This window comes from Mycobacterium sp. NGS35 (assembly GCF_059812855.1).
In genome coordinates this window covers 113,138-137,640 of the sequence record NZ_JCALDL010000008.1, presented here as the reverse complement: position 1 = coordinate 137,640, position 24,503 = coordinate 113,138, and the positions used below count along the sequence as shown (strand labels likewise).

General features: G+C 68.1%; 22 protein-coding genes and 1 pseudogene. 11 read left to right on the top strand and 12 right to left on the bottom strand.

What is annotated here, in order from left to right:
- The first annotated feature begins 27 nt into the window (after nt 1–27).
- The 8 genes and pseudogenes from AC5Y4C_RS14825 to AC5Y4C_RS14790 all read left to right on the top strand — a co-directional run bounded on the left by AC5Y4C_RS14825 (nt 28) and on the right by AC5Y4C_RS14790 (nt 8,057).
- Nucleotides 28–375 carry a DUF4233 domain-containing protein gene (locus tag AC5Y4C_RS14825; protein ID WP_499963846.1) on the top strand — a complete coding sequence of 116 codons (348 nt, stop codon included), beginning with the start codon at nt 28–30 and terminating at the stop codon, nt 373–375.
- A gap of 10 nt (nt 376–385) precedes the next feature.
- Nucleotides 386–793, top strand: coding sequence for a nucleoside-diphosphate kinase (gene ndk / locus AC5Y4C_RS14820; RefSeq protein WP_499911245.1), 408 nt, complete (start codon nt 386–388; stop codon nt 791–793).
- A gap of 250 nt (nt 794–1,043) precedes the next feature.
- Nucleotides 1,044–3,575 (top strand): annotated as a pseudogene (gene rne, locus AC5Y4C_RS14815) (ribonuclease E); the annotation flags it as partial.
- Between the two features lie 184 nt (nt 3,576–3,759).
- On the top strand, nt 3,760–4,068 hold the full coding sequence (gene rplU / locus AC5Y4C_RS14810) for a 50S ribosomal protein L21 (protein WP_499911243.1): 309 nt from the start codon (nt 3,760–3,762) through the stop codon (nt 4,066–4,068).
- A 16-nt stretch (nt 4,069–4,084) separates the two neighbouring features.
- The gene (rpmA, locus tag AC5Y4C_RS14805) at nt 4,085–4,342 is read left to right on the top strand and encodes a 50S ribosomal protein L27 (RefSeq protein WP_499911241.1); all 258 of its coding nucleotides are present in this window, start codon (nt 4,085–4,087) and stop codon (nt 4,340–4,342) included.
- Nucleotides 4,343–4,425: 83 nt separating this feature from the next.
- Nucleotides 4,426–5,874 carry a GTPase ObgE gene (gene obgE, locus AC5Y4C_RS14800; RefSeq protein WP_499963771.1) on the top strand — a complete coding sequence of 483 codons (1,449 nt, stop codon included), beginning with the start codon at nt 4,426–4,428 and terminating at the stop codon, nt 5,872–5,874.
- On the top strand, nt 5,871–6,980 hold the full coding sequence (gene proB, locus AC5Y4C_RS14795) for a glutamate 5-kinase (protein WP_499911237.1): 1,110 nt from the start codon (nt 5,871–5,873) through the stop codon (nt 6,978–6,980). The genes obgE and proB overlap by 4 nt, the downstream gene beginning before the upstream one ends.
- An 81-nt stretch (nt 6,981–7,061) precedes the next feature.
- Complete coding sequence (locus AC5Y4C_RS14790; RefSeq protein WP_499963773.1) at nt 7,062–8,057, top strand: Acg family FMN-binding oxidoreductase; 996 nt, start codon at nt 7,062–7,064, stop codon at nt 8,055–8,057.
- 5 nt (nt 8,058–8,062) lie between these two features.
- On the opposite strand, the gene AC5Y4C_RS14785 is transcribed toward AC5Y4C_RS14790, so the two are convergent.
- The 4 genes from AC5Y4C_RS14785 to AC5Y4C_RS14770 all read right to left on the bottom strand — a co-directional run bounded on the left by AC5Y4C_RS14785 (nt 8,063) and on the right by AC5Y4C_RS14770 (nt 12,304).
- Nucleotides 8,063–9,733, bottom strand: a complete 1,671-nt coding sequence (locus tag AC5Y4C_RS14785) for a GAF domain-containing sensor histidine kinase (protein ID WP_499963848.1) — start codon at nt 9,731–9,733, stop codon at nt 8,063–8,065.
- Nucleotides 9,734–9,803: 70 nt separating this feature from the next.
- Entirely contained in the window at nt 9,804–10,451 is a 648-nt protein-coding gene (gene dosR / locus AC5Y4C_RS14780; protein ID WP_499963775.1) for a hypoxia response regulator transcription factor DosR/DevR, read from the bottom strand.
- A gap of 29 nt (nt 10,452–10,480) precedes the next feature.
- Nucleotides 10,481–11,317, bottom strand: a complete 837-nt coding sequence (locus AC5Y4C_RS14775) for a universal stress protein (protein ID WP_499963777.1) — start codon at nt 11,315–11,317, stop codon at nt 10,481–10,483.
- A 30-nt stretch (nt 11,318–11,347) separates the two neighbouring features.
- Nucleotides 11,348–12,304: a 1-phosphofructokinase family hexose kinase gene (locus AC5Y4C_RS14770; protein WP_499963779.1), complete on the bottom strand. Its 957-nt coding sequence runs from the start codon at nt 12,302–12,304 to the stop codon at nt 11,348–11,350.
- 62 nt (nt 12,305–12,366) lie between these two features.
- On the opposite strand from AC5Y4C_RS14770, the gene AC5Y4C_RS14765 reads away from it, so the two are divergent.
- Nucleotides 12,367–13,275 carry a universal stress protein gene (locus tag AC5Y4C_RS14765; RefSeq protein WP_499963781.1) on the top strand — a complete coding sequence of 303 codons (909 nt, stop codon included), beginning with the start codon at nt 12,367–12,369 and terminating at the stop codon, nt 13,273–13,275.
- Nucleotides 13,276–13,289: 14 nt separating this feature from the next.
- Here the strand turns inward: AC5Y4C_RS14765 and AC5Y4C_RS14760 are convergent, their stop codons facing one another.
- Together AC5Y4C_RS14760 and AC5Y4C_RS14755 are read right to left on the bottom strand one after the other, a co-directional pair.
- Nucleotides 13,290–13,517, bottom strand: a complete 228-nt coding sequence (locus AC5Y4C_RS14760; protein ID WP_499911224.1) for a DUF1918 domain-containing protein — start codon at nt 13,515–13,517, stop codon at nt 13,290–13,292.
- 15 nt (nt 13,518–13,532) lie between these two features.
- A complete protein-coding gene (locus AC5Y4C_RS14755; protein ID WP_499963783.1) occupies nt 13,533–14,501 on the bottom strand; it encodes an Acg family FMN-binding oxidoreductase in 969 nt (322 codons plus the stop codon).
- A 588-nt stretch (nt 14,502–15,089) separates the two neighbouring features.
- On the opposite strand from AC5Y4C_RS14755, the gene AC5Y4C_RS14750 reads away from it, so the two are divergent.
- Both AC5Y4C_RS14750 and AC5Y4C_RS14745 read left to right on the top strand, forming a co-directional pair.
- Nucleotides 15,090–15,458: an STAS domain-containing protein gene (locus AC5Y4C_RS14750; RefSeq protein ID WP_499911218.1), complete on the top strand. Its 369-nt coding sequence runs from the start codon at nt 15,090–15,092 to the stop codon at nt 15,456–15,458.
- 46 nt (nt 15,459–15,504) lie between these two features.
- Nucleotides 15,505–15,951, top strand: a complete 447-nt coding sequence (locus tag AC5Y4C_RS14745) for an ATP-binding protein (protein ID WP_499963785.1) — start codon at nt 15,505–15,507, stop codon at nt 15,949–15,951.
- 4 nt (nt 15,952–15,955) lie between these two features.
- Here the strand turns inward: AC5Y4C_RS14745 and AC5Y4C_RS14740 are convergent, their stop codons facing one another.
- The 6 genes from AC5Y4C_RS14740 to AC5Y4C_RS14715 are packed head-to-tail and all read right to left on the bottom strand — an operon-like array spanning nt 15,956 to nt 24,446.
- Complete coding sequence (locus AC5Y4C_RS14740; RefSeq protein ID WP_499911215.1) at nt 15,956–17,791, bottom strand: carboxyl transferase domain-containing protein; 1,836 nt, start codon at nt 17,789–17,791, stop codon at nt 15,956–15,958.
- A complete protein-coding gene (locus AC5Y4C_RS14735) occupies nt 17,788–18,612 on the bottom strand; it encodes an NAD-dependent protein deacetylase (RefSeq protein WP_500008500.1) in 825 nt (274 codons plus the stop codon). Before AC5Y4C_RS14735 ends, AC5Y4C_RS14740 begins: the two co-directional genes overlap by 4 nt.
- Nucleotides 18,609–19,412 (bottom strand): ANTAR domain-containing protein, encoded by an 804-nt coding sequence (locus AC5Y4C_RS14730; RefSeq protein ID WP_499911214.1) that lies wholly within the window; start codon nt 19,410–19,412, stop codon nt 18,609–18,611. The genes AC5Y4C_RS14735 and AC5Y4C_RS14730 overlap by 4 nt, the downstream gene beginning before the upstream one ends.
- A 3-nt stretch (nt 19,413–19,415) precedes the next feature.
- Entirely contained in the window at nt 19,416–19,730 is a 315-nt protein-coding gene (locus AC5Y4C_RS14725) for an STAS domain-containing protein (RefSeq protein WP_499911212.1), read from the bottom strand.
- On the bottom strand, nt 19,727–23,866 hold the full coding sequence (locus tag AC5Y4C_RS14720) for a SpoIIE family protein phosphatase (protein ID WP_499963787.1): 4,140 nt from the start codon (nt 23,864–23,866) through the stop codon (nt 19,727–19,729). The genes AC5Y4C_RS14725 and AC5Y4C_RS14720 overlap by 4 nt, the downstream gene beginning before the upstream one ends.
- A gap of 40 nt (nt 23,867–23,906) precedes the next feature.
- Nucleotides 23,907–24,446, bottom strand: coding sequence for a cysteine hydrolase family protein (locus tag AC5Y4C_RS14715; protein ID WP_499963789.1), 540 nt, complete (start codon nt 24,444–24,446; stop codon nt 23,907–23,909).
- Nucleotides 24,447–24,503 lie beyond the last annotated feature (57 nt).

Genomic DNA, 24,503 nt, shown 5'->3' with positions numbered 1-24,503 from the left:
GACCCGTGGAAGAGCTTCCGTGGCGTGATGGCCGGTGTGCTGCTGCTGGAGGCGGTGGTGGTCTTGCTCGCGCTTCCGGTGGTGCTGGTGGTCGGCCATTCAGTGCTGGAGAGCACCGGCACGTATTTGATCGCGGTAGCGGCCGTGCTCGTGGTGTTGCCCGCGCTGCAGCGCCACAGCTGGGCGATCTGGCTGAACCTGGGGGTGCAGCTGGTGCTGCTGGCCGGGTTCTTCTTGGATCCGGCAATCGGGTTCATCGGCGTGCTGTTCACCGCGGTGTGGCTGCTGCTGGCTTACCTGCGCGCCGAGGTGTTGCGCCGCCAGCAGCGGGGGCTGCTGCCCGGCCAGCAGCCCCCGCCCGACGGGCTCGACTAATCTGGCCGCCGTGGAGCGCACCCTTGTGTTGATCAAGCCCGACGGTGTCCAGCGCGGGCTGGTGGGGGAGATCATCGGCCGCATCGAGCGCAAGGGTCTGTCGCTGGCGGCGCTGGAGCTGAGGTCTGTGAGCGACGAGCTGGCCCGCCAGCACTACGCCGAACACGACGGCAAACCGTTCTTCGATTCGCTGCTGGAGTTCATCACCTCGGGGCCCGTGGTGGCCGCGGTCGTCGAAGGCCCGCGGGCGGTGGCGGCGTTCCGGCAGATCGCCGGCGGCACGGATCCGGTCGAGAAGGCCGCACCGGGCAGTATCCGCGCCGACTTCGCGCTGGAGACGCAGTACAACCTGGTCCACGGGTCCGATTCCGCGGAGTCCGCGGCCCGCGAAATCGCGTTGTGGTTCCCGGATCGATAGCAGTTGGCCGTGTGCTGGCGGTCGTATGGGATACTGGGCGCGGGTAGCCGGCGCCACACGGTGCTGACGACCCGAATGAAGACTTAGACGAGCGCGACGATCGCGGCCTCTGCGATGCGGCGCGGACCGTCACAGCCGTCATTCGCACCAGGTGCCGAGAGCTTCCGGGCCACTCGGCGCGAAGACCTACAACACTCGGGACCAGCGCCCGGGTTCATAGCGATAGCCCTCGCGTGGCCGCGTCTGTGGACGCGCCCGGGGGCTTCTAGGAGATTACGTGGCCGACGATGACCAAATCCTTGATCAGCCCGACAGCAGCGCACCGCCGGAGGTGTCACCGGACCCGTCCAGCGTCGATGCGCTGACTCCGGTACCCGACGACGGGCAGCACGATCCGCCGGATTACATGCCGCTGTTCGTCGCTCCGCAGCCGATCGAGCGCGAGGACACCGACGACCAGGACGACGACGAGGACGAGGACGAGTCCGACGACGTCGAGTCGGCCGACGGCGAGCCGTCCGAGCGGCCGTCCAGCCGGCGGCGCCGCCGCGGGCGGCGCGGACGTGGACGTGGGCGCGGCGAGCAGGGCAGCGGTGAGGATTCCGACGACGACGGCGATTCCGGCGAGGCCGAGGCTGAGGCCGACGGGGAGGAGTCCGACGAGGGCGACGACGAGAACGGCGACGACGAATCGACGGCGGCCGAGGGGACGACCCGGCGGCGTCGCCGTCGCCGCCGCCGCAAGGCCGGGTCAGGACCCGGCGACGATTCCGCCGGCAACGGCTCGTCCGACGACCCGCCGAATACCGTTGTCCACGAACGTGTTCCCCGCAGTTCCGGCAAATCTGACCAGGACGACAACGAGATTCAGGGCATCACCGGGTCCACTCGGCTCGAGGCCAAGCGGCAGCGTCGCCGCGACGGCCGCGACGCGGGCCGCCGTCGCCCACCGATCCTTTCCGAGGCCGAGTTCCTGGCCCGCCGCGAAGCCGTCGAGCGGGTGATGGTGGTGCGCGACAAGGTGCGCACGGAGCCGCCTCATGAAGGCGCCCGCTACACGCAGATCGCTGTGCTCGAGGACGGCGTGCTCGTCGAGCACTTCGTCACGTCTGCGGCGTCGGTCTCGTTGGTCGGCAACATCTACCTCGGCATCGTGCAGAACGTGCTGCCGTCGATGGAGGCCGCGTTCGTCGACATCGGCCGCGGCCGCAACGGGGTGCTGTATGCGGGCGAAGTCAATTGGGATGCAGCGGGTTTGGGCGGCACCAACCGCAAGATCGAGCAGGCGCTGCGGCCCGGTGACTACGTCGTCGTCCAGGTCAGCAAGGATCCGGTGGGGCACAAGGGCGCACGGCTGACCACGCAGGTGTCGCTGGCCGGCCGTTACCTGGTCTATGTGCCGGGCGCGTCGTCGACGGGGATCAGCCGCAAGCTGCCCGACACCGAACGGCAGCGGCTCAAGGAGATCCTGCGCGAGGTGGTGCCCTCTGATGCGGGCGTGATCATCCGCACCGCGTCGGAGGGCGTCAAGGAAGAGGACATCCGCGCGGACGTGAACCGGCTGCAGGAGCGCTGGAAGCAGATCGAGGCCCAGGCCCAGGAGGTCAAAGCCAACGCCGCCGGCGCCGCGGTGGCGCTCTACGAAGAGCCCGACGTGCTGGTCAAGGTGATCCGCGACCTGTTCAACGAAGACTTCTCGAGGCTGGTCGTATCCGGCGACGAGGCCTGGAACACCATCAATTCTTACGTCAATTCCGTTGCGCCAGATTTACTTCCGCGGTTGACCAAATACGAGCCCGCGTCGCCGGACGGGCCTGACGTGTTCGCCGTGCACCGCATCGACGAGCAGCTGACCAAGGCGATGGACCGCAAGGTGTGGTTGCCCTCGGGCGGCACTCTGGTGATCGACCGGACAGAGGCAATGACGGTCGTCGACGTCAACACCGGCAAGTTCACCGGCTCGGGCGGCAACCTGGAGGAGACCGTCACCCGCAACAACCTGGAGGCGGCCGAGGAGATCGTGCGACAGCTGCGGCTGCGCGACATCGGCGGCATCGTGGTGATCGACTTCATCGACATGGTGCTGGAGTCCAACCGCGACCTGGTGCTGCGCCGGCTCACCGAGGCGCTGGCCCGCGACCGCACCCGGCACCAGGTGTCGGAGGTGACGTCGCTGGGGCTGGTGCAGCTGACCCGAAAGCGGTTGGGCACCGGGCTGATCGAAGCGTTCTCGACGCCCTGTCCGCACTGCGGCGGCCGCGGGATCCTGCTGCACACGGACCCGGTGGAGTCCAGTCCGGCGCGCAAGGAAGGCGGCGGCCGGCGTGGCAAGCGTTCCCGCAAGGCCCGCGCCGACGAGCCCGCGATCGCGAAGGTGCCCGCGCATGCGCCGGGCGAGCACCCGCTGTTCAAGGCGATGGCGGCGGCCCGCAGCGAAGACGGCGACGACGACGAGGGTTCGCAGAGCGCGGAATCGGTCGCTGAGCTGGAAGAAGCCGTGGTCGAACTCGCCGATGAAGACCTCGAAGACGAGGATCTGGACGCGTCGGACGAAGACGACGAGGACGACGAGGACGAGGACGACGATATCGACGTCGATCTCGACGAGGACGACGAAGACCTCGACGATGATCTGGAGATCGAGGTTTCGCGGGCGGATTCGGACGTGGACTCGGAGGGCCGCGACGACTCCCCGGCCGTCACGCCGGTGTCAGGTGCGGTGGCCCGCAGGCCCCGTCGGGCCGCGGCGCGTCCCGCCGGTCCGCCGAGTCACGATGGGTGAGCTGTCGTAGAGCCCGATTCTGTCGCTACGACAACCTCAGCGGACGTAACGACGCGGTTTGACCCTTTACTCGCTGGTCACGTACCCTTGACGGGTTGTCGCCAGGCCCTGTCAGCACACGGGGCGGTGGCAGAAACCCAGACCCGCGCGCCCCACGGGTAGCGCGCGCCCAGAAAGAGGACCGATGACGTACGCGATCGTGAAGACCGGTGGCAAGCAGTACAAGGTGTCGGCCGGTGACGTGGTCAAGGTCGAGAAGCTGGATGCCGAGCCGGGCGCCACGGTGAGCCTGCCCGTCGCGCTGGTGGTCGACGGCTCAGACGTCACCACCGACGCGGCCAAGCTCGCGAACGTCGCCGTCACCGGCGAGGTGCTCGAGCACACCAAAGGCCCCAAGATCCGCATCCACAAGTTCAAGAACAAGACCGGCTACCACAAGCGGCAGGGTCATCGCCAGCAGCTGACCGTCGTGAAAGTCACCGGGATCAACTAGCAGGAGGCGACGACAGATGGCACACAAGAAGGGCGCTTCCAGCTCACGTAACGGTCGTGATTCAGCCGCACAGCGGCTCGGCGTCAAGCGGTTCGGCGGCCAGATCGTCAAGGCCGGCGAGATCCTGGTCCGCCAGCGCGGCACTCACTTCCATCCCGGCGTCAACGTCGGGCGCGGCGGCGACGACACGCTGTTCGCCAAGGCCGCGGGTGCGGTCCAGTTCGGCGAGAAGCGCGGCCGCAAGACGGTCAGCATCGTCCCCGCGGGGGAGTGACGCGCGCCGAGAGCGACGTTTTGCAGGTCCGCCCTCGCGCGCTTCCTCTTCAGAACGTCACTTCTCGGTGAAAGGAACCACCGATGCCCAGGTTTGTCGACCGCGTCGTGATCCATGTGCGGGCCGGCAACGGCGGCAACGGCTGTGCGTCGGTGCACCGGGAGAAGTTCAAGCCCCTCGGCGGACCTGACGGCGGCAACGGCGGCCGCGGCGGCAGTGTCTATCTGCGGGTCGATCCGCAAGTGCACACGCTGCTGGACTTTCATTTCCACCCGCACGTCACCGCTCCGAACGGCAAGCAGGGTCAAGGCGGCAACCGCGACGGCGCGCACGGCGACGACCTCTACCTGAAGGTGCCCGACGGCACCGTGGTGCTCGACGAGCACGGCCGGCTGTTGGCTGACCTCGTGGGCGCGGGCACCACTTTCGAGGCGGCCAAGGGCGGCCGCGGCGGGCTGGGCAACGCGGCACTGGCGTCCCGCGCCCGGAAGGCGCCCGGCTTCGCGTTGCTCGGCGAGAAGGGACAGGCCCGCGACCTGACGCTGGAGCTCAAGACTGTCGCCGACGTCGGGCTGATCGGCTTCCCGTCCGCGGGCAAGTCGTCGCTGGTATCGGTGCTGTCGGCGGCCAAACCCAAGATCGCCGACTACCCGTTCACCACGCTGACTCCCAACCTCGGCGTGGTGTCGGCCGGTGAGCATTCCTTCACTGTCGCCGACGTGCCCGGGCTGATCCCCGGCGCGTCGCAAGGCCGGGGACTCGGCCTGGAATTCCTGCGGCACATCGAGCGCTGCGCGGTACTGGTTCACGTGGTCGACTGCGCCACTTTGGAACCCGGTCGTGATCCGGTGTCCGACATCGAGGCACTGGAAGCCGAGCTGGCCGCGTATTCGCCTACGCTGCAAGTGGATTCGGCACTCGTTGACTTGTCCGAGCGGCCGCGTGCGGTCGTGCTGAACAAGATCGACGTGCCGGAGGCGCGGGAACTGGCGGACTTTGTCCGCGACGAAGTCAAGCGCCGCTTCGGCTGGCCGGTGTTCGAAGTGTCCACGCTTACTCGAGAAGGTCTGCGGCCGTTGGTGTTTGCGTTGTGGGACATGATCTCGGCGTACCGTGCCGCCCATCCCGCCGCACCAGCCCGGCGGCCGGTGATCAGGCCGGTGCCCGTCGACGACAGCGGCTTCACCGTCGAACAAGATCCCGAACACCCGGGAGCGTTCGTCGTCCGCGGCGCCCGGCCCGAGCGCTGGGTGAACCAGACCGACTTCGACAACGACGAGGCCGTCGGCTACCTCGGTGACCGGCTGGCCCGGCTGGGCGTCGAGGACGAGCTGCTGCGGCTGGGCGGCACCCCGGGTTGCGAGGTGACCATCGGCGACGTGACGTTCGACTGGGAACCGCAAACCCCGGCCGGCGTCGATGTGACGCCCTCCGGACGCGGCACCGACGCCCGGCTCGACAGGACCGAGCGCATCTCGGCCGCCGAACGCAAAGCCGCGCGGCGTGAGCGCCGGCAGGGCGAACCGTCGTGAGCGCCCGCGAGGCGGTGCGCACCGCGCGCCGCGTCGTCGTCAAGATCGGCACCACGGCGCTGACCACGCCCACCGGGATGTTCGACGTGGCGCGGCTGGACCGGCTCGCCGACGCGATCGAAACCCGGATGAAGGCCGGCTCCGACGTCGTCATCGTGTCCTCGGGCGCCATCGCCGCCGGCCTGGAGCCGCTCGGATTGACCAGGCGGCCAACGGATTTGGCGACTAAGCAGGCGGCGGCCAGCGTCGGTCAGGTGGCGCTGGTGAACTCGTGGAGCGCTGCGTTCGCCCGCTACAACCGCACCGTGGGCCAAGTGCTGCTCACCGCCCACGACATCGCCCAGCGGGTACAACACACCAACGCCCAGCGAACGCTGGACAGGCTGCGGGCATTGCACGCGGTGGCGATCGTGAACGAGAACGACACCGTCGCCACCAACGAGATCCGCTTCGGCGACAACGACCGGCTGTCGGCGCTCGTCGCGCACCTGGTCGGGGCCGACGCGCTGGTGCTGCTGTCCGATGTCGACGGCCTATACGACTCGGACCCTCGCAAAGGCAACGCGCGGTTCATCCCCGAAGTCACCGGGCCGGGCGACCTCGAGGGCGTGGTGGCCGGCCGCGGCCACCACTTCGGCACCGGCGGCATGGCGTCCAAACTGTCCTCGGCGCTGTTGGCGTCGGACGCTGGGGTGCCGGTGCTGCTGGCCGCCGCCGACGACGCCGGCACGGCGCTCACCGACGCGTCGGTGGGCACGGTGTTCGCGCCGCGCGGGTCGCGCATGTCAGCCCGCCGGTTCTGGGTGCGCTACGCCGCCGAGACCACGGGCGCGCTCACTCTGGACCACGGGGCGGTGCGGGCGGTGGTCCAACAGCGCCGCTCGTTGCTGCCGGCGGGCATCACCGCGGTGGCGGGCCGGTTCTTCGGCGGCGACGTAGTGGAGCTACAAGGTCCCGACGGAACCGTGGTGGGGCGCGGCGTCGTGGCCTACGACGCCACCGAGCTGGCCGCGATGATCGGGCGCTCCACCTCGGAGCTGGCACCGGAGCTGCGCCGCCCGGTGGTGCACGCCGACGACTTGGTCGCCCTTCAGCCTCGTCAATAAGGGTCTTTCTTCCCTACCCGCCGCGACCGCCGGACGGCAGCCTATGAGCAGGTTCAACGGCAGGAGCAGGGAGTCCAGTCCATGAGCGCGCAGTTTCCCGACACCGGGACGATCGGTTCGGTGATGGAGCTTGCCACGCGCGCGCCGTCGGTGCACAACTCCCAGCCGTGGCGCTGGCGGGTGGGTCACCGCAGTTTGCACCTGTATGCCGACCCCAGCCGGCATCTGCCGAAGACGGACCCGGACCGCCGCGATCTGATGCTGTCCTGCGGTGCATCGCTGCATCACTGCGTGGTCGCTCTGGGGGCTCTGGGCTGGCAAGCCAAGGTGCAGCGGCTGCCGAACCCGGCTGACCCGAACCACCTTGCCGCGATCCATGTCTGGCGGCAGCCCGCCAACGAGCTGGACATCATGCTGGCTGCCGCCATCCCGCGGCGCCGGACCGACCGGCGCCATTACAGCTCCTGGCCGGTGCCGATCGCCGACATCGGTCTGATGGGTGCGCGAGCCGCGCGGGCCGGCGTGATGCTGCGTCAGGTGGAATCGCTGCCGAAGCTGCAAAGCGTTGTGGCACAAGCGGTTAGCGAGCACGCCACCGACCGCGAGTACCTGACTGAATTGACGGCCTGGAGCGGGCGGTACGGGTCGGTGGCCGGTGTGCCGGCCCGCAGTACGCCGCCGTCGGATCCGGCTGCCGTGATCCCGGGCCGCTTCTTCGCCGGGCCGGGGCTGGCTCAGCCCGACGGCGTGGCGCCCGCCGAGGACAACGCCGTGGTGCTGGCGCTGGGCACCAAGGACGACAGCCAGCTGTCGCGCCTGCGCGCCGGCGAAGCCACGAGCCTGGTGTTGCTGACGGCCACTGCGCAGGGCCTGGCGAGTTGCCCGGTCACCGAACCGCTGGAGATTCCGGCGACTCGGGCTGCGGTGCAGGAGGACGTCTTCGGCGACAGCGGCTATCCGCAGATGTTGCTTCGCGTCGGCTGGGCGGCGGTCAACGCCGAACCGCTGCCGGCCACCCCGCGCCGCCCCCTGTCCGACGTGGTCGAGTGGCTGGACAGCGAGGCGCCGGCGGTCTGACGCCGCTACTCCAGCGGAGCGGTCCACCGCAACACGGTGCCGCCGTCGGGATTCGGCGCCACCGCGAACCTGCCGCCGACGTCGTCGGCGCGTCGGGTCAGATTGGTCAACCCGCTGCCGGTGATGTCTGCTGAGATGCCGCGGCCGTTGTCGGTGACCTCGATGGCCAAGTCATCCTCGACGGTGACGCAGACGGTCACCGCGGACGCATCGGCATGCCGAACCGCATTCGAAACCGCTTCGCGCACAACGGCTTCTGCGTGCTCCGCCAGAGTCGTGCTGACGACGGACAGTGGACCCACCAACTGAATCGAGGTCCGCACATCTGGCGTGGAGAACCGCGTGACGGCCTCTTCCAGCCGCTGCCGCAGCCGGGTGATTCCCGACGACGCCCCGTGCAGGTCGAAAATCGCGGTCCTGATCTCCTGGATCACCGCTTGCAGGTCGTCGACGCAATTGGTCAGCCGCTCCTGCACGTCGGTCGACTGGGCTCGCGGGATCGTGCCCTGCAGCGTGAGCCCGACGGCGAACAATCGCTGAATCACATGATCGTGCAAATCGCGGGCAATGCGGTCGCGGTCGGTGAGGACGTCCAGCTCCCGCAGGTGGCGTTGGGTGGTGGCGAGCTGCCACGCCAATGCGGCCTGGTCGGCGAAAGCGGCAAGCATGTCGAGTTGTTCGCTGTCGAACCGATGCTCGCCCGTGCGCCGCAGTGCCACCAGCACGCCAGCCACGGTGTCGGTGGTTCGAAGTGGCAGCACCAGCGCGGGGCCTTCCGTGCCGTTGATCTTCAGGTCGTCCAGCCGGCAGGGCGCGCGCTGCGTGAAGACGGCGCCGATCTGTGTACCGGCGACTGGAATGCTCTGTGGGACATGCAGATTCGCCTCACCGGCCGTCTCCACCACCAAGAGCTCGGACACCTCGGTGACCAGGGATTCGGGATCGGCCGGAACCGCGACCAACGTCGCGGTGGCTTCCGAGAGCTTCAGCGCCTCGTCCGCAATGAGCCGGAACACCCGCGCGGGGTCGGTGCTGGAGAGCAGCTCCGTGGCGATGTCGCGGGTTGCCTCGATCCACGATTGACGGGCGCGGGACTGCTCGTAGAGGCGCGCATTGTCAATCGCGATGCCAGCCGCGGCAGCCAATGCCTGCGCCAGCACCTCGTCGTCTTCGCTGAATGGCTGTCCGTCGGCCTTCTCCGTGAGGTAGAGGTTTCCGTAAACCTCGTGGCGGATGCGCACCGGCACCCCGAGAAACGTCCGCATCGGCGGATGGTTGGGCGGAAACCCCACCGAGGCGGGGTGCTGCGTGATGTTGTCCAACCGGATCGGCTTGGGGTCGTCGATCAGCACACCGAGCACACCGCGTCCCTCCGGCAACGGCCCGATTCGCCTGCGGGTCGCTTCGTCGATGCCTTCGTAGACGAACTCGCGGAGTTGATCGTCGTGGCCTCGCACGCCCAGCGCCCCGTACTTCGCATCCACCAGATTGATCGCGGTGTGCACGATCGTGCGCAGCGTGTAGTCGAGCTCCAGGTTGGAGTTGACCACGAGCATGGCCTCGACCAGACCGTCGAGCCGGTCTCTGCCTTCGACGATCTGCTCGACGCGGTCTTGCACCTCTTTGAGCAGCTCGCGCAGCCGGAGCTGGGAAAGGGTGTCACGCAGCGGACTCATGCCGCGGTTTGCGTGCTCTGGCACGCCTTTATGTTGGCATCGAGGTTGCTGAGTGCGGGAGGCCTTTCGGTTATTCGGTGATCCGCTGGCTGGGGCCGAGTTTGCTGGCGAACACCGCAGCCTGGGTGCGTCGTTCCATTCCCAGCTTGGCCAGGAGCCGCGAGACGTAATTCTTCACGGTCTTCTCGGCCAGAAACATCCGTGCCGCGATCTGCTTGTTGGTCAGGCCTTCGCCCAACAGACCCAGAAGCGTGCGCTCTTGGGCGGTCAGCCCGGACAACGGGTCCGCCTGCTCGGCCGAGCCGCGCAGCTTGGCCATCAACGCGGCCGCCGCGCGGTTGTCGAGCAGCGACTTTCCTGCGCCGACGTCCTTGATCGCCTGGGCCAGTTCCATGCCCTTGATGTCTTTGACCACGTATCCGCTGGCGCCGGCCAGGATGGCGTCGAGCATCGCTTCGTCGGAGGTGTAGGACGTCAGCATCAGGCAGCGCAGGTCCGGCATGTCCGACAGCAACTCCCGGCACAGTTCGATGCCGTTGCCGTCGGGCAATCGGACGTCGAGCACGGCAACATCGGGCGCCACGGCCGGGATCTTGGCCAGCGCCTCACCGACCGACGCTGCTTCGCCCACCACTTCGAGGTCGGGGTCGGCGTCGAGCAGGTCGAACAGCCCACGTCGGACAACTTCGTGGTCGTCGACCAGAAAAACCCTAACCACGGCCAACCCCTTTCATGGCGGTCACCACGTCACAAGTGTTGATGATCGACGACGAGCACGGAACAGTTCGTGTGGCGCAGGGTGGCATTTCCCGACGGGCTGGCCAGTTGTGCGACGTTGTGCCGGTCGCGCGCGCCGACAACAACCATCTGCACCGACTCCGCGTTCTGGCTCAGATAGTCGAGCAGGCTGCCGTGCATCGCCACCGTCTGGACGTCGAGGTCGGGGTGGTGGCGGGTCCAGCGGGCCAGTCGGCGTTCGAGGTCGCCCTGCACCTGCCGATTGGCGTCGGCGACGTCGCGGACGCGGTGAGTGTCTTCGCCGCTGGATCGCCAGCACGTCACCACCCGCAGCCCTGCCCCGCGCAAGTGGGCTTCGGCCACGGCGGCCTCGAGCAGCACGCCGGTGTGCGGGGCGGTGTCGGCTTGCACGACGATCCAGCCCGCGTCATCGCGAGAATGAAGGCCGTTGTGGCCGTGAATGATTGCGACCGGACAGCGCGCCGCAGTGGCCACCGCGGCGGCCGTGGAGCCGACTCTGCCCGGCTGAAAGTGCTTCGAGCCGACCGCGCCGACGCAGAGCATCGCGGCGCCACGCGACGCCCGCACGAGTGCGCTCACGGGGCGGTCATGGTCGATCTGGACCTCAGTCTTGACAGGCTTACCGGTCGCGTCGATCGCTGCGATCGCTTCACGTGGGACTCGTTCGGGAGTCTGCGAGGCCTCGCCGGGATCGGCGGCATAGAGCAGGCGTAGCGGGATGTCGCGAGCGAGCGCTTCGTCGACCGCCCACAGTGCCGCACGCACAGCAGCCTTCGAGCCGTCGACGCCGACGACTATCGACCGAGGTGCGGACTGCTCGGACATCGCCTCTACCGTAGTGGAGTCAGCCGTTGCTCAGGGGTATGACGAGCTGACGTCCACGGGTTCGGCGGCCATCTCGAAGATCCGCTCCGCGTCGTCGCGGTGGCACGGCGCCGTGCCGGGCGTCATCAACATCGCGCTGCCGGTAGCGATCCCGAACCGTACGGCCTTGCTCAACGGCCAGCCGCGCGACAGGCCGACCGTGATCGCGGCCACCATCGCATCTCCCGCGCCCACACCGCTCACCGCTTTCACGGGCACCGGTGAAAAACGTTGAGTGTCATGCAATGTCACCAGTAGGGCACCGCTGGCGCCGAGGGACACCACCACGCTCTGGGCTATTCCGGAGTCGACGAGCTCACGGGCGGCGGCCACCTGCTCGGCTTCGGTGGCCAGTTCACGGCCGCAATAATCTCGCAGTTCTCGCACGCTGGGTTTGAGCAGGAACACTCCAGAGCTGATGTGCCGCAGCCCGCCTCCCGAGCTGTCGAGAATCAGCGGCACGCCCAACTCTTGGCACATGTCGGCGACGCGCTGATAGAAGTCGTCAGGAACGCCCGGCGGCAAACTGCCGCTGGCCACCACGAATTCGGCCGACTGCGCCACTTCTCGCAGCTGGTCAATGCATTTCGCTTGTTCGACGAACGACAGCCGCGGCCCCGGTAGCACGAACCGGTACTGCTGGCCGCTGCTCTGCTCGTCGATGGTGAAGCTCTCGCGCGTCGAGTCGCGGATGTCGACGCGCCGGTATGGCACCCCGGCCTGGCGGAGGAGTCCGGTCACCATGTCACCGGTGTAGCCGCCTGCGGGAAACACCGCGGACACCGAGCCCCCGAGCACCTGGGCGACTCTGGCCACGTTGATGCCGCCGCCGCCGGCGTCGTACCGCAGGCCGCTGCACCGCACCTTGCTGGTCGGTCGGACTTCGTCGGCGCTTGTCGTGATGTCGAGCGCCGGGTTCATGGTGAGTGTGACGATGGTGGTTTGCACTGTGCTCCCATCTAATCCGACCACTCCGCCGCTGCGGTAGAGCTCCTAGAGTCGCTGACAGAATGCCTTTCACAGGAGGTGCGCCCGTGACCCCCACGCGGTTGGGAATCCTCGTCGGTGTCGACGGTTCGGCGCCTTCCAACGCTGCGGTGCGCTGGGGCACGCAGCAAGCGGCGATGTGCAAACTGCCCCTCACGCTCGTCCACGTGCGAGGCACCACGATGGCCGGTGCGGCCGCATTGGCATGGCCGGTGGCCCCGGTTCCCGATTCCGTCGAGCAGTGGCAACAAGAGGAAGCCAGCCAGGTGCTCGACGACGCCGCCAAGATCGTCGAACGCACCGAGACCGTGCGCCGACCGCAAGTGCATACCAAGACGGTGTTCGCGGCGGCCGTCCCGACGCTCGTCGAGTTGTCCGCCGCAGCCGACATGGTGGTCGTGGGCTGTCGTGGTCAAGGCGCGATGCGGCGGACGCTGCTGGGCTCGGTCAGCAGCGGCTTGATCCAACACGCCCATTGCCCGGTGGCCGTGATCCACGACGAAGTCGCGGCCCGATCCGAGTGGCCCGTGCTGGTGGGCGTCGACGGTTCACCCGCATCCGAAGCGGCGACGGCCATCGCGTTCGATCAGGCGTCGTGGCGCGGTGCCGATCTGCTGGCGCTGCACGCCTGGAACGACACGGATGCGTCCAACCTGTCCAGCCTGGAGTGGTCAGCGCTCGAGTCGGCGGCCGACAAGACGTTGGCCGAGCGGCTGGCCGGCTGGGAGGAGCGCTATCCGGACGTCGCGGTCCGGCGGGTGGTGGTGTGGGACCATCCCGCACGCCATCTGATCGAGCGCTCGGAGACCGCTCAGCTGGTGGTCGTGGGCAGCCGTGGCCGCGGCGGCTTCACGGGGATGCTGCTCGGCTCGGTCAGTACCGCCGTGGCGCACGCCGCGCACACGCCGGTGATCGTCGCTCGGTCCAATTAGCTTGCGCGACAGCGCTATCCGCGGGATCTGGCCCGTTGCTCGGCGGCCTCCTGTTCCTCGGGTGTGACGATCAGCGCGTCGGGGCCCGGAAACACCGTCGCAACATGGTCGGTGGCGACCCAGCGCACTACGTAGGGTGGCGAGCCGTCGTCGGAGTGCACCTCTTCGATGCGCCCCCGCTGGTCGGGCTTGTCGACAGTGGTGCCCTTGATCACCAGCCAGTCACCAACTCGCGCCTTCATGACTACCTCCCGAAATCAGCGGCGAATTTGCATGACTTCGCTCAACGGGCGCCTCGGCGTGGGCGCCGGAGTCTCTTCGAGCGCCGGCACCTTCCCGACGCGGATCAACACCTGTGGGAAGCCGCTGCCACCGATCAGGCCGGTGATGACCTCGCGGCTCTCCGGTACTTCGGTGATGTGGGTCAGCGTGCAGGTGGCCAGGCCGGCCATCGTCGCCTCCAGCAGCACGGTGGACAGCACCTCGCCGCAATTGAGGGCGTCGGCGCGGGTGTTCTCGGGTGTCGACAGCACCAGAATCTTGGCTTGGTCGACCGGCAGGTCTGGGCGGCGTTCACCATGGCCCGCGGCCGGGAAGTGCCGGTTCACTGCCACCCGGGTATTCTCTTCTTCGGACACCAGAGCACTGTGGGGCAGACCCTCGAAGAGGCTGAAAGGCTGGGTCCACCAATGTAATTCATCGTGGTAGTACTGGTCGTATCGACGCAGCGACTCGGTCAGTCGCGAGGCCTCGGCCAGCGCCGGACGGGCATCGTCGGGCAACACGTCCAGCTTGGCCATCGTGGGATCGACCGTGGGCCGCAACAGCTCCTCGAATGCGTCCCAGCTTTCGGGCGCGGCGAACGGCAGCCGGTCTGTGCGGCGGCGCAGAATGGCGTCGGCGCGGTCCCGCTGGGCGGCGGTGACGAACTGGGCGGGCGAGAACTCAACTGCGGCCAAGTGGTCGAGCTCGTTGGGGTTGGGGAAGCGGTCGACGTGCGTGTTCCAGCCCGCAGCGGCCATCGCGACGCGGAAGTGTCCGAGTGCGGCACCGCAACTGATCACCGCTTCCCGCCCCGAGCTGTCGGTGGACCGGACGACGCGCGTGGGGTCCTCGAAGAGGTCGACCTTGTTGACCCCGACCAGCCAGCGCCAGGGCTGGGTGTTGTGGAGAGACGGAGCCCGGCACGCGAGCTGTACCGCCTTGGTGATCACCTCGCTGTCCACACTTTCGACAGTAGGCGAAATCAGGCTGCGCGCCAGAGGTCTTCTTCCGCAATTAGGATGAGCGCAAACGTGGTTGAAATCGGATACCCGCCCCGCACCACCTACGGCTGAGACCGCAGACGCGGTTACGGGTGAGATTACTGCCTCTGTGATCGACCGCCTTAGTTATTCCAGGCGAGAGGTTCCGATCACGCGATTTGGCGTTTTCAGTCCGGTCGCCCACATGAGGATTCGGTCGACAAGGCGTAAGTAAGCGAGCCGGAGCATCGAATGCATGAGCCCACCGTTGACGACGAGCGCAAGCTGAGCAAGGCCATCCTGGGTGACTATCAAGCCAACAGGCGGCGGCCACCAAGCCTCCACCGCCGGTGGCGGAGCAGCGACCACCGGATGAGGCCTCGCAAGATGCACTGACCAACCCCGCAAATAGTCCCCCTTACCCTTCTGACAGGCCAGCAAGACGATAACCGCAGGCGTCTGCGTTACCCTGTTTCTAGGTGCACCATCATCGGTGCAGGCCGAAACACATGAACGTGCAGGTTCAGACCGCAGCCGCGCGAGCGTCCGGGACATCAGGAGAATTCGACTGTGGACGAACAACAGGCAACTAAGGCGACGAGCTGCATTGTCAATGAGGAATGGGTCGGCCGCGTGGCTGTCGTGTCGGCCTCCGGCGTAGTGGACATGCTGACGGCGCCGCAGTTGGAGCAGGCGATTCGCGCGGCTCTCGAGCAGAAGCCAGCGGGGCTGGTGATCGATTTCACTGACATCGATTTCTTGGCCTCCGCAGGCATGGGCGTGCTGGTCGCCGTGCACGACGAAGTGACACCGGACGTCCGGTTTTGCGTGGTCGCAGACGGTCCGGCAACCAGCCGCCCGCTCAAGCTCGTCGGCATCGCCGACCTGATCAAGCTGTACGCCACCCGCGACGAAGCGCTGTCGGCCTTGAGTGCGTAAGAAGCCGGCGTAGAAAGCGACATGATCGGGTAGTCAAGCGTCTGCCATGATCGAATCCGTGTCACGCGCCGACGTCGCTAACGCTCAGTGTTTCGAGCGTGTTGGCGTCACGGCCGATCCTGAAAGTGCTTGTCGCATCCGGGAAGAGTTCGCGGGCTGGCTGGAGCGCTTCTTCAATCTGGACCCGATCCGCTCCAGCGATCTCGTGCTGGCCATCAACGAAGCGCTGGCCAACGCCGCAGAGTTCGCCTACCTCAACAACAATCGGCCCAGGACGATGGATCTGCGCGCCCACTACGACGCCGGCGCCGACACCATGACGGTCACTATCACCGACCAAGGGATCTGGCGCCCACCGGCTTCTAGAGCTCCCAGCAGCTCGCGCGGCCGCGGCCTTCCGTTGATGAAAGCCCTCGCTGACCACGTCAGCATCGAGACGTCAAGCGCCGGAACGCAAGTGCAGATGCGCTGGGACCACGTCAGCGGCGCCTGAGGCATCACCACGTGTCGATGCCGGGCCTTCGATCCGGATTGGCCCAGCCATCCGCGGTCGGCGCCGGCGCCGACAGTAGGGTCGCCGCGATCACCGCCCGGGTGTCAGCCGGATCGATCACGTCGTCGATCTCTAAGTGCGCCGCGGTGTTCAACGCACTGCCCTGCCGGTACGCAGCGGCCAGCAGTTCGTCGTAGGTCTTCTGCCGCTGCGCCTCGTCGGCGATCGCGGCCAGCGTGTCGCGCGCTGCGATGCGCACCGCGCCTTCGAGATTCATGCCGCCGAACTCGCCGGTCGGCCACGCCACGGTGGCCGCGGGGCTGTGGAAGCATCCGGCCGTCATCGCCATCGCACCCAGTCCGTACCCCTTGCGCAGCACGATCGTCACCATCGGCACGCTGAGGTGGCCGCCGATCACGAACAGCCGAGCGAAGTGCCGCACCGTCGCTCTCTTCTCCGCCTCCGGCCCCACCATGAATCCCGGTGTGTCGCAAAGAGATACAACAGGAAGGCCGAAGCCGTCACACAGTGACAGGAACCGGGCCAGCTTGTCGGCGCCGTCGGCATCGATCGCGCCGCCCAGCACGGCGGGATCGTTGGCAATCACCCCGACGGCGCGGCCCTCGATGCGCGCCAGCGCGGTGACGACGCAGCGTCCGAACCGAGGCCGCAACTCGAGCACCGACCCCACGTCGAACAGCCCGTTCACCACCGCGCGGACGTCATAAGCAGCCTGGCGGTCCTCCGGCACGAGGTGGCGAAGCGCCCGCTGGTCGGCCACCTCGTAATCCTCAACTGCGCCTTGGAAATACGCGAGGTAGCGCTTCGCGGCGGCCACCGCCTCCGCCTCGTCGGCCACCGCGATGTCCACCACGCCGTTGCGGGTCTGCACGTCGATAGGGCCTACCTCTTCCGGGGTGAAGCTGCCCAGGCCGCCGCCCTCGATCATCACCGGACCGGCCATGCCGATGGTCGCGTCGGCGGTGGCGATGATGACATCGCAGGTGCCCAGCAGTGCCGCGTTACCAGCGAAACAGCGGCCGGCCACCACCCCGACCAGCGGCACCACCCCGGACAGCGCACCCATCTCGGCGAACGTGGTGTAGTGCAGCCCTGCGACGTTCGGAGCGTCGGTGTCGCCCGGTCGGCCACCGGCACCCTCGGCGAACAACACCACCGGATAGCGATGCCGACGGGCCAGCTGCAAAATCCGATCCGTCTTGCGGTGACCGAAGTGGCCCTGCGTGCCCGACAGCACGGTGTAGTCGTAGGCGACGATCGCACAGGTGGACCGTTCCGGCGGAAACACCGCGCCATTCACGCGACCGAGCCCGGTGATCACGCCGTCGGCCGGCGTCGCGTCCTCGAGCTCGGCGACGGGGCGCCGTCCCCGCTGCGCCGCGACGGCCAAGCCGCCGTATTCCACAAGCAGCCCGCCGTCGGTCAGATCGGCGATGTTCTCGCGCGCGGTACGCATGCCGCGGGAGTGGCGGCGCGCCACGGCCTCAGGCCGGTTCTCGTCGAGCAGCTTGCCGCGGCGCCGATGCACCTCCGCCAGATCGGGGCGGATTGCGCCGGGATCGGCCTGGCGCGTCGGTGCTCCGGCGGCCGCGGGGGAGTGGGCGGGCTCCAGCACCACCACCACGTCGTCCGCGGCGACGATGTCGCCTTGCTTGACGCGGATGTCCTCGACTCGTCCGCTGTGCTGCGCACGCAGCGAGTGATGCATCTTCATCGCCTCGACCACCACCAGCACTGCGCCGGCGGCCACGGTCTGGCCGATCTCGGCGTCAACGGCAATCACCGTGCCGGCCATCGGCGAGCGGATCTGTTCCGTCACGCGACTGCGCCCACGGCCAGCTCGTCGGCAAGCAGCGTCAACAGCGGCGAGCATCCGGCGTCCACCTTCACCGTCGCCAGGTCGTCGCCGCGGGTGCGGCCGCGGTTGACGATCGCGATCGGAATGCCTCGCGCGGCGGCATGCCGGACGAACCGGTATCCGGAGAACACGGTCAGCGACGATCCGGCGACCAGCAGCGCATCGGCCTCGTCGACGAACGAATACGCCTGCGCCACACGGTGTTTCGGCACGCTCTCGCCGAAGTAGACGATGTCGGGTTTGAGCATGCCGCCACATGCTGGACAGTCGGCGATCACGAACGAGGACGTGTCGGCCACGACTGCATCGGCGTCGGGTGCCACCGCCAGCCCGTCGGCGGCCGAGTCGAACGCGGGGTTCAGCGCCTCCAGCACCTCGGCGAGATGCGCGCGCGTCATCGTGTGCCCGCAATCCAGACACACCACCTGCGCGTAGGTGCCGTGGAGATTGACCACTCTGCGGCTGCCTGCCTTCGTGTGCAGAAGATCCACGTTTTGAGTGATCACTGCGGTGACGACGCCGGCGCGCTCCAGTGTGGCCAGCGCACGATGGCCGGCGTTGGGAGCCGTCCGGTCCATGTGCCGCCAGCCGACGTGATTGCGGGCCCAATACCGTTGCCGGTACTCCGGATCCGACCTGAACTGCTGGATCGTCATGGGGTTGCTGGGCGGCGAGTCCGGCCCTCGGTAGTCGGGGATGCCCGAATCGGTGGAGAGTCCCGCACCCGTCAGCACCGCGATCCGGCGTCCCTGCAACGCCGCCAAGAGCTCCGGTGCGTTCATGGCACCGGCCGGGCCGGCCGTGACAGCGCCGCCCACGTCATCTCAGCGGCGTGGCGCGTGCGCCGGTCGGGGACGATCGGCGCGCTGAATGCGGGCTGCTCGGCGGGTGCGCCGCTGATGTGCTCGACGAGCGCGACGGCCAGCCCACGGACCTTCACGTTGAAGTCCTGGCTCGCGCGGCGCAGAACGTTCCAGGCCTGGTCGGCGTCACACCCCATGCATCCCATGATCGCGCCCTTGGCCTGTTCGATCACCCCGCGGGATTGCAGGATGGCCAGCATGTCCTCGATGCCGGCGGCGTTCTGGACGGCGTTGGTCACAAACGCCGCGTTGACCAGGCGTTCGTAGCTGATCAGCGTCGCTACCGTCGCTGCCGTCGCCGGCTGGTCGAGAAGACACGAGATCACGATGTTGCCGCCGTCTTCCCATAGCCCCGGAACCACCGCGGCGCCGCGAACCCGCTCCCAGGTCTCACGGTCCTGCGGCGCCCGCATCGTCATCGCCTCCAGTGTCAGCTCCGGCCAGCGGTCATCCGTCCACAGGTCGAGGCTGAGCACCGGTACCTCGTACCGAAGCGCATCGGCCAGCGGGCCGCCGAGGCCTGACAGTTGCGCGCTGACAATGTCGGACCCCCCGCCGGAGGCCGCCGCCACCACCGGCCCGTCGCTGTAGCGCCTGCCGTGCACGGTGATGGCCAGCCCGATCGCCTCGGGGATGTCGCGGTGCACTCGGTCCAGGATGCGATGCAGCAACGCGAACAGTTGGGGGTACTTGCGCGGGTGAAATTCGGCGCCGGACATCGGCTACTCGGCAGCCGTGGTGACGGTGGCGACGCGATCGAGGCCCGATACCGACAGCAGGGTCTTGATCGGACCTGTCGCACGGACGATGAGCGCGAGATCGGTGCTGGCCGCGACGGTGAACAGCGCGCGCACCGCGGCGCTGTCGCAGTAGGACACCTCGGACAGGTCCACGGTGATTGCGGACGAGTCGGCGGCGGCCTTGGCCAGCACGTCCTCGAACTGGTTGACGTTGGCGAGGTCGATGTCTCCGGTCGCGACGACGACGGGCGGTTGTCCGTTGGCGCTGACCGCCAGCCGAAATTGCCCCTCGGTCATGAGTGCAGCTCCTTGAGCATCCTCACGGTTGTGCCGTGTCCCGTCTGCGTGATCTCGACGGTGTCGACGAAAGCGTTCATCAGCGCGATGCCGTGTCCGCGGTGAGCCTGCGATGCGGGCGGCTCGTGCCAGTGCCCGTCGTCGGCGACGGTCAGCGCCAGATGGGCGTCTGACAGCTGTGCGGTGACGGTCAGCTGAACCTGATGATCCGCCGCCCGGCTCGCGTGTTCGGTGGCGTTCGCCGCGGCTTCTCCCACAGCTAGCAGAACCTCCTCAGCGGTTTCGGCGTTGACAGCCGCGGCGGGCAGCCAGCGGCGAAGCTGGTCGCGGATGGTGGCCAGGCTCGCCGGTTGCGCCGGAGACCGCAGACGCAGCGACGCCGGCGGGTGCCGGTACAGCAACACGGCCACGTCGTCGTCGAACCCGCCCGGCGGCGCCAGCTCGGTCACCACATGATCGGCGACGAAGTCCGGGTGGCTGTGCCGGTAGCGATCCAGCGCGGTGGCCGCCCGATCGATACCCACCTGCAGTGACTCGTGTCTGCGCTCGATCAGCCCGTCGGTGTAGAGGAGAAGCGTCGCACCCGGCAGCAGCGACAGTTCGGCCTCGGGCCGTGACCACACCCTCTCGGTGGCGGCCAGCGGCACCGATTGCGCGTGGTCGAGCAGCCGGGAGCCGGTGCGGTCCACGAGCACCGGCGGGGGATGGCCGGCACTGCTGTAGCGCACGGTCGCATTCGCCAGGTCGATCACCGCACAGAACACCGTGGTGCAGCGGGCCGCCGGAAGCCGGCGGGCGAAACTGTCCAGGTCGCTGAGCGCCTGCGCGGGTCGAGGCGTGCGCAGCAGCAGCGCCTGCGCCGCCGACCGCAGCTGACCCATCACGGCAGCGGCGGGCAACCCGCGGCCGACGGAATCGCCGACGACCAGCCCGATGCGGTTCTCGTCGAGAGTGATCACGTCGTACCAGTCGCCGCCGACCTCCAACGGCTCGACGGCCGGGGTGTAGCGCACGGCGAACCCGTGCGGCAGCTGCGTAGGCCCGAGAATCGCGTGCTGCAGCGTGAGGGCCACGGCGCGGGTCTGCTCGTATTCGCGCGCGGTGATCAGCGCCTGAGCCAGCTGAGCTGTCAGCAGGTCGAACAAGGCGCGATGCTCGGGGCGGATGTAACGCGCCGCGCCGAACTCCACGGCAATCGCCGCTGAGCCGCTGCTGCCGAGCGGGGCGGCGAGGAGCACGGTGTCGTGGTCGCCGGGAACGATGGTCGCGGCCGAAGGTTGTCGGCGCCGTGCACTGTCCAGCACGTTCAGCGTTGTGCGCTCGGCCTGTGCGTCCGGCCAGCCGAGCACCGCCGGCCGGTCGATGCCGCGGCTCCACTGGGCCACCAGTACCCGGCGCGCGGCCAACTCGGTGCCCAGCTGCTTGGCCGCCACCTTTAGCAGTTCGCTGGACGACTCGACTCCGGCGATTGCGGCGGCGAAGCGGGAAAGTGCCGCGTCTCGACGGCTTTTCAGCCATTCGTCGGTGACGTCGCGTGCGGTGCCGACGAACAGCCGCTCCGCGGTGTGTGGGTCACCGACGCTGCCCGCGGAGCAGGCAACCCACACCGTGTGGCCGTCTCTGTGCCGGAACGGCAGCATGAAGTGGCCGCGGCCGTCGCGCTGGCATTGTTCGAACGCGGTCGCGTTGGCGGTCCAACCGGCCGGGTCCGCGTCCTGCGGTGGCACCCACGGCTGCGGCCACGGATACGGCAGGTCTGCGGCGTCATAGCCGGTGAGCGCGAAGAACGCGTGGTTGGCTTCGACAATGGTTCCGTTGTCGTCGCACAGGAAGAAGCCCTCCTGCATGGAATCGATCAGTGTGCGCAGAAACGCCGACTCGCGGTTGCGCAGCCGGGCCATCTCGAGGTTCGAGCGGACGCGGGCCAGCAGCTCGGCCGTCGAGAACGGCTTGGGCAAGTAGTCGTCGGCGCCTGCGGCCAGACCCCCGACGGCGGCCTCCTCGCCGGCACGGGCCGACAGGAAGACCACCGGCAGCGACGCGGTTCGCGGCTCGGCCCGCAGGGCCGACAGCAGCTCGAACCCGTCCAGCCGCGGCATCATCACGTCGGTCAACACCAGGTCGGGGCGATGAGCCCGGGCAATCTCGAGGCCCTCGGCGCCGTCGACGGCTTGCAGCACGCGCCAGTGCGGCGAGAGCACCTTTGTGATGAACGTGCGCATATCGGCGTTGTCCTCGACCACCAGCACCGTGGCGTCGGCCTCGGCCCTGTCAGCGTCGGCGGGTTGCGCGCTGTCACTGGACCATTGCAGCGCCTCGTCGACGTACGCGCGCGCCAGCCGCGGTGACGAGTCGGTGACGGCGGGGTCGGACGCCACTGGATAGGGCAGTGTGACAGTGAATGCGCTGCCCTGGTCTTCGCGGGAGTCGACGTCGACGGTGCCGGCATGCAGCCGCACGAGTTCAGCCACCAGCGCCAACCCGATGCCTGCGCCTTCGTGACTGCGTCCGGTGCGCCCACGGATCCGGTGGAACCGTTCGAAGAGCCGCGGCAGCTCGTCGGCCGGGATACCGATGCCCGTGTCGCGGACCGACAGCACCACGCGGCCGTCGTCGTGGTGCAGCCGCACGTCGATGTGGCCGGCCAGCGTGTACTTGACCGCATTGGACAGGAGGTTCAGGACGATCTTCTCCCACATGGCGACGTCCACCGGGAACGGTCGCGGCAGCGGTTCGATCTCAGCCCGCAAGTCGAGACCGGCCCGTGCCACCGCCGGCGCGAACGACGCGACGAGTTCGCGGGTGGCGGCCGCGAGGTCGACGGGCTCCAACTCAGGCTGGCGCTGGTTGGCCTCGAGCCGCGACAGGTCCAGCAGGTCGTCGACCAGGTGGCGCAACCGACCGGCGTTGCGTCGTATCACTTCCAGGCGCTCGCGCTGTGTGCCGGTGAGCGGCTGGTCGACATCGGCGAGACCATCCTCGGCGGGACCGGCGATCAGCGTGAGCGGGGTGCGCAGCTCATGGCTGACGTTGGCGAAGAACTCGCTTCTGGCGCGGTCGAGTTCGGTCAGCGCCTCGGCGCGGCGGCGTTCTGTTTCGTATGCCTGCGCGTCGACGATTGCGCGGCTGATCTGTGCGGTGGCCAGATCGAAGAAGCCGCGGAAGTCGTCGTCGAGGCGGCGGTACGGCGTCACGCCCGCCACCATCACGATCGCCGGCATGTCGTCGCCCCCGGCCTGCACCGGCAGGATCAGCGCGATCTCCGGCGGCGCGTCACCCACCGGACTTGCACCGGGCGTCATCGCCGCCGCCCAGGATTCGGGCATGGTGTCTAAAACCGTAGAGGCCCCGGTGTTGACGATGTCGCGCAACACCAGCCCGGCGGTCGATCCGTACACCGCGGCCGACAGCACGGATTCGTCGGCGATTCCCATTGAATCGACCAGGTGTGCCACCGGGTCGCCGGGATGCAGCATGTATATCGCGGCGAACGGGATGTCGGCGCGGTCGCCGGCCAACGCCTCCATGGCCGCCGCACAGACGTTTACCACGGACGCCGCGCCTTTGGTCGCCGCCATGGCGGTCTTCTCGCCCAGCGTCCGCAGCGTGCGCAGCCGCCGGTCCGACAGCACCCGCTGCGTCGTCTCGGTGACCGCGGTGAACACGCCGGCGACCGCACCGAGCTCGTTGCGGATCGCGCTGTAGGAGTAGGTGAAATACGACTCCTCGAGATGGCCGAAGCGCATCGGCGCCAGCAGTTGGTCGGCGGAGAAGGTGGCCTGGCCCGTGGCAAGAACGCTGTGCAGTTGGGCGCCGATGATGTGCCACAGTTCAGGCCACACCCGCATCCCTGGCAGCCCCAGCGCCGGGTGCTTCTCGGGACCGAGGATCGGCACCCACGCGTCGTTGTACAGCAGCACAAGGTCGGGGCCCCACCAAATCACCATCGGATACCGCGAGCTCAGACAGATCCCGACCGCGGTCTTGAGGCTCTGTGGCCACTTCGCTGCGGGCCCGAGAGGACTTGCCGCCCAGTTGAACGCACGCATGCGCGCCGCCATCTCGCCGTCGCCGACGAATGGCAGCACCTGTGTGGTGCGATGACCGCCCGGATCGGTGCCGGGACCGTGCGTCACTACCTCCTCATACCACGTCGGGGGCTCCGACGTCGGCGAACTATTCGAGGCAGTCGGCCGCGGTGACGATTTCCGCGCTCATGTTTTGCGCCATCATCCGCAGGGCGGCCTCGCCGAGTTCACTGTCGATGTGCGCGACGGCGTCTTTCGGGACGACCACGGAGAAATGGCGCAAATAGGCGTCAAGCGCGCTGTAGAGAATGCACTGCTCGGTCACTTGGCCGGTGAGGATCACCCGATCGATGTCGAGGCCGCCCAGAAGATATTCCAGCGGAGTGGAGTAGAACGCGCTGTGGCGCACCTTGGTCAAAAAGCGGCACCCCGGGTCAGGTGCGATTGGCTTGACCAGGTCGGGCCGCTTTCCCTCGAGCGCAGACTGAACGATGTCGCGCTGGGTGGCGGTGAAGTCACCGTAGTTGTCGTTGACGTAGATCAGGTCGATGTCCTCGCGCTCACGGACTCGCGAAATCAGCTCGGCCAGCGGATCGATCACGTTTTCCACGTTCCGCGTCAGCTTCTCCGCATCCGCATGCTCGTAGGTGTTCATCATGTCGATCACGAGCAGGGCGGTGTTGGTCATGCCATCTGCTTACCCAGTCGTGGGTTATCCGCGCACGGTTGGGGGCAACAATGTGGT

Excerpts from the sequence above, each read along its gene's own strand:
- AC5Y4C_RS14735 (WP_500008500.1), bottom strand. The coding sequence starts at position 18,612 with ATGAACGCACCGGAGCTCTTGGCGGCGTTGCAGGGACGCCGGATCGCG.
- obgE (WP_499963771.1), top strand. The coding sequence starts at position 4,426 with ATGCCCAGGTTTGTCGACCGCGTCGTGATCCATGTGCGGGCCGGCAAC.
- AC5Y4C_RS14775 (WP_499963777.1), bottom strand. The coding sequence starts at position 11,317 with ATGTCCGAGCAGTCCGCACCTCGGTCGATAGTCGTCGGCGTCGACGGC.
- AC5Y4C_RS14730 (WP_499911214.1), bottom strand. The coding sequence starts at position 19,412 with ATGTCCGGCGCCGAATTTCACCCGCGCAAGTACCCCCAACTGTTCGCG.
- AC5Y4C_RS14765 (WP_499963781.1), top strand. The coding sequence starts at position 12,367 with ATGCCTTTCACAGGAGGTGCGCCCGTGACCCCCACGCGGTTGGGAATC.
- AC5Y4C_RS14785 (WP_499963848.1), bottom strand. The coding sequence starts at position 9,733 with ATGAGTCCGCTGCGTGACACCCTTTCCCAGCTCCGGCTGCGCGAGCTG.
- AC5Y4C_RS14715 (WP_499963789.1), bottom strand. The coding sequence starts at position 24,446 with ATGACCAACACCGCCCTGCTCGTGATCGACATGATGAACACCTACGAG.
- rplU (WP_499911243.1), top strand. The coding sequence starts at position 3,760 with ATGACGTACGCGATCGTGAAGACCGGTGGCAAGCAGTACAAGGTGTCG.
- AC5Y4C_RS14790 (WP_499963773.1), top strand. The coding sequence starts at position 7,062 with ATGAGCGCGCAGTTTCCCGACACCGGGACGATCGGTTCGGTGATGGAG.
- AC5Y4C_RS14825 (WP_499963846.1), top strand. The coding sequence starts at position 28 with ATGGCCGGTGTGCTGCTGCTGGAGGCGGTGGTGGTCTTGCTCGCGCTT.
- AC5Y4C_RS14725 (WP_499911212.1), bottom strand. The coding sequence starts at position 19,730 with ATGACCGAGGGGCAATTTCGGCTGGCGGTCAGCGCCAACGGACAACCG.
- rpmA (WP_499911241.1), top strand. The coding sequence starts at position 4,085 with ATGGCACACAAGAAGGGCGCTTCCAGCTCACGTAACGGTCGTGATTCA.
- AC5Y4C_RS14745 (WP_499963785.1), top strand. The coding sequence starts at position 15,505 with ATGATCGAATCCGTGTCACGCGCCGACGTCGCTAACGCTCAGTGTTTC.
- AC5Y4C_RS14760 (WP_499911224.1), bottom strand. The coding sequence starts at position 13,517 with ATGAAGGCGCGAGTTGGTGACTGGCTGGTGATCAAGGGCACCACTGTC.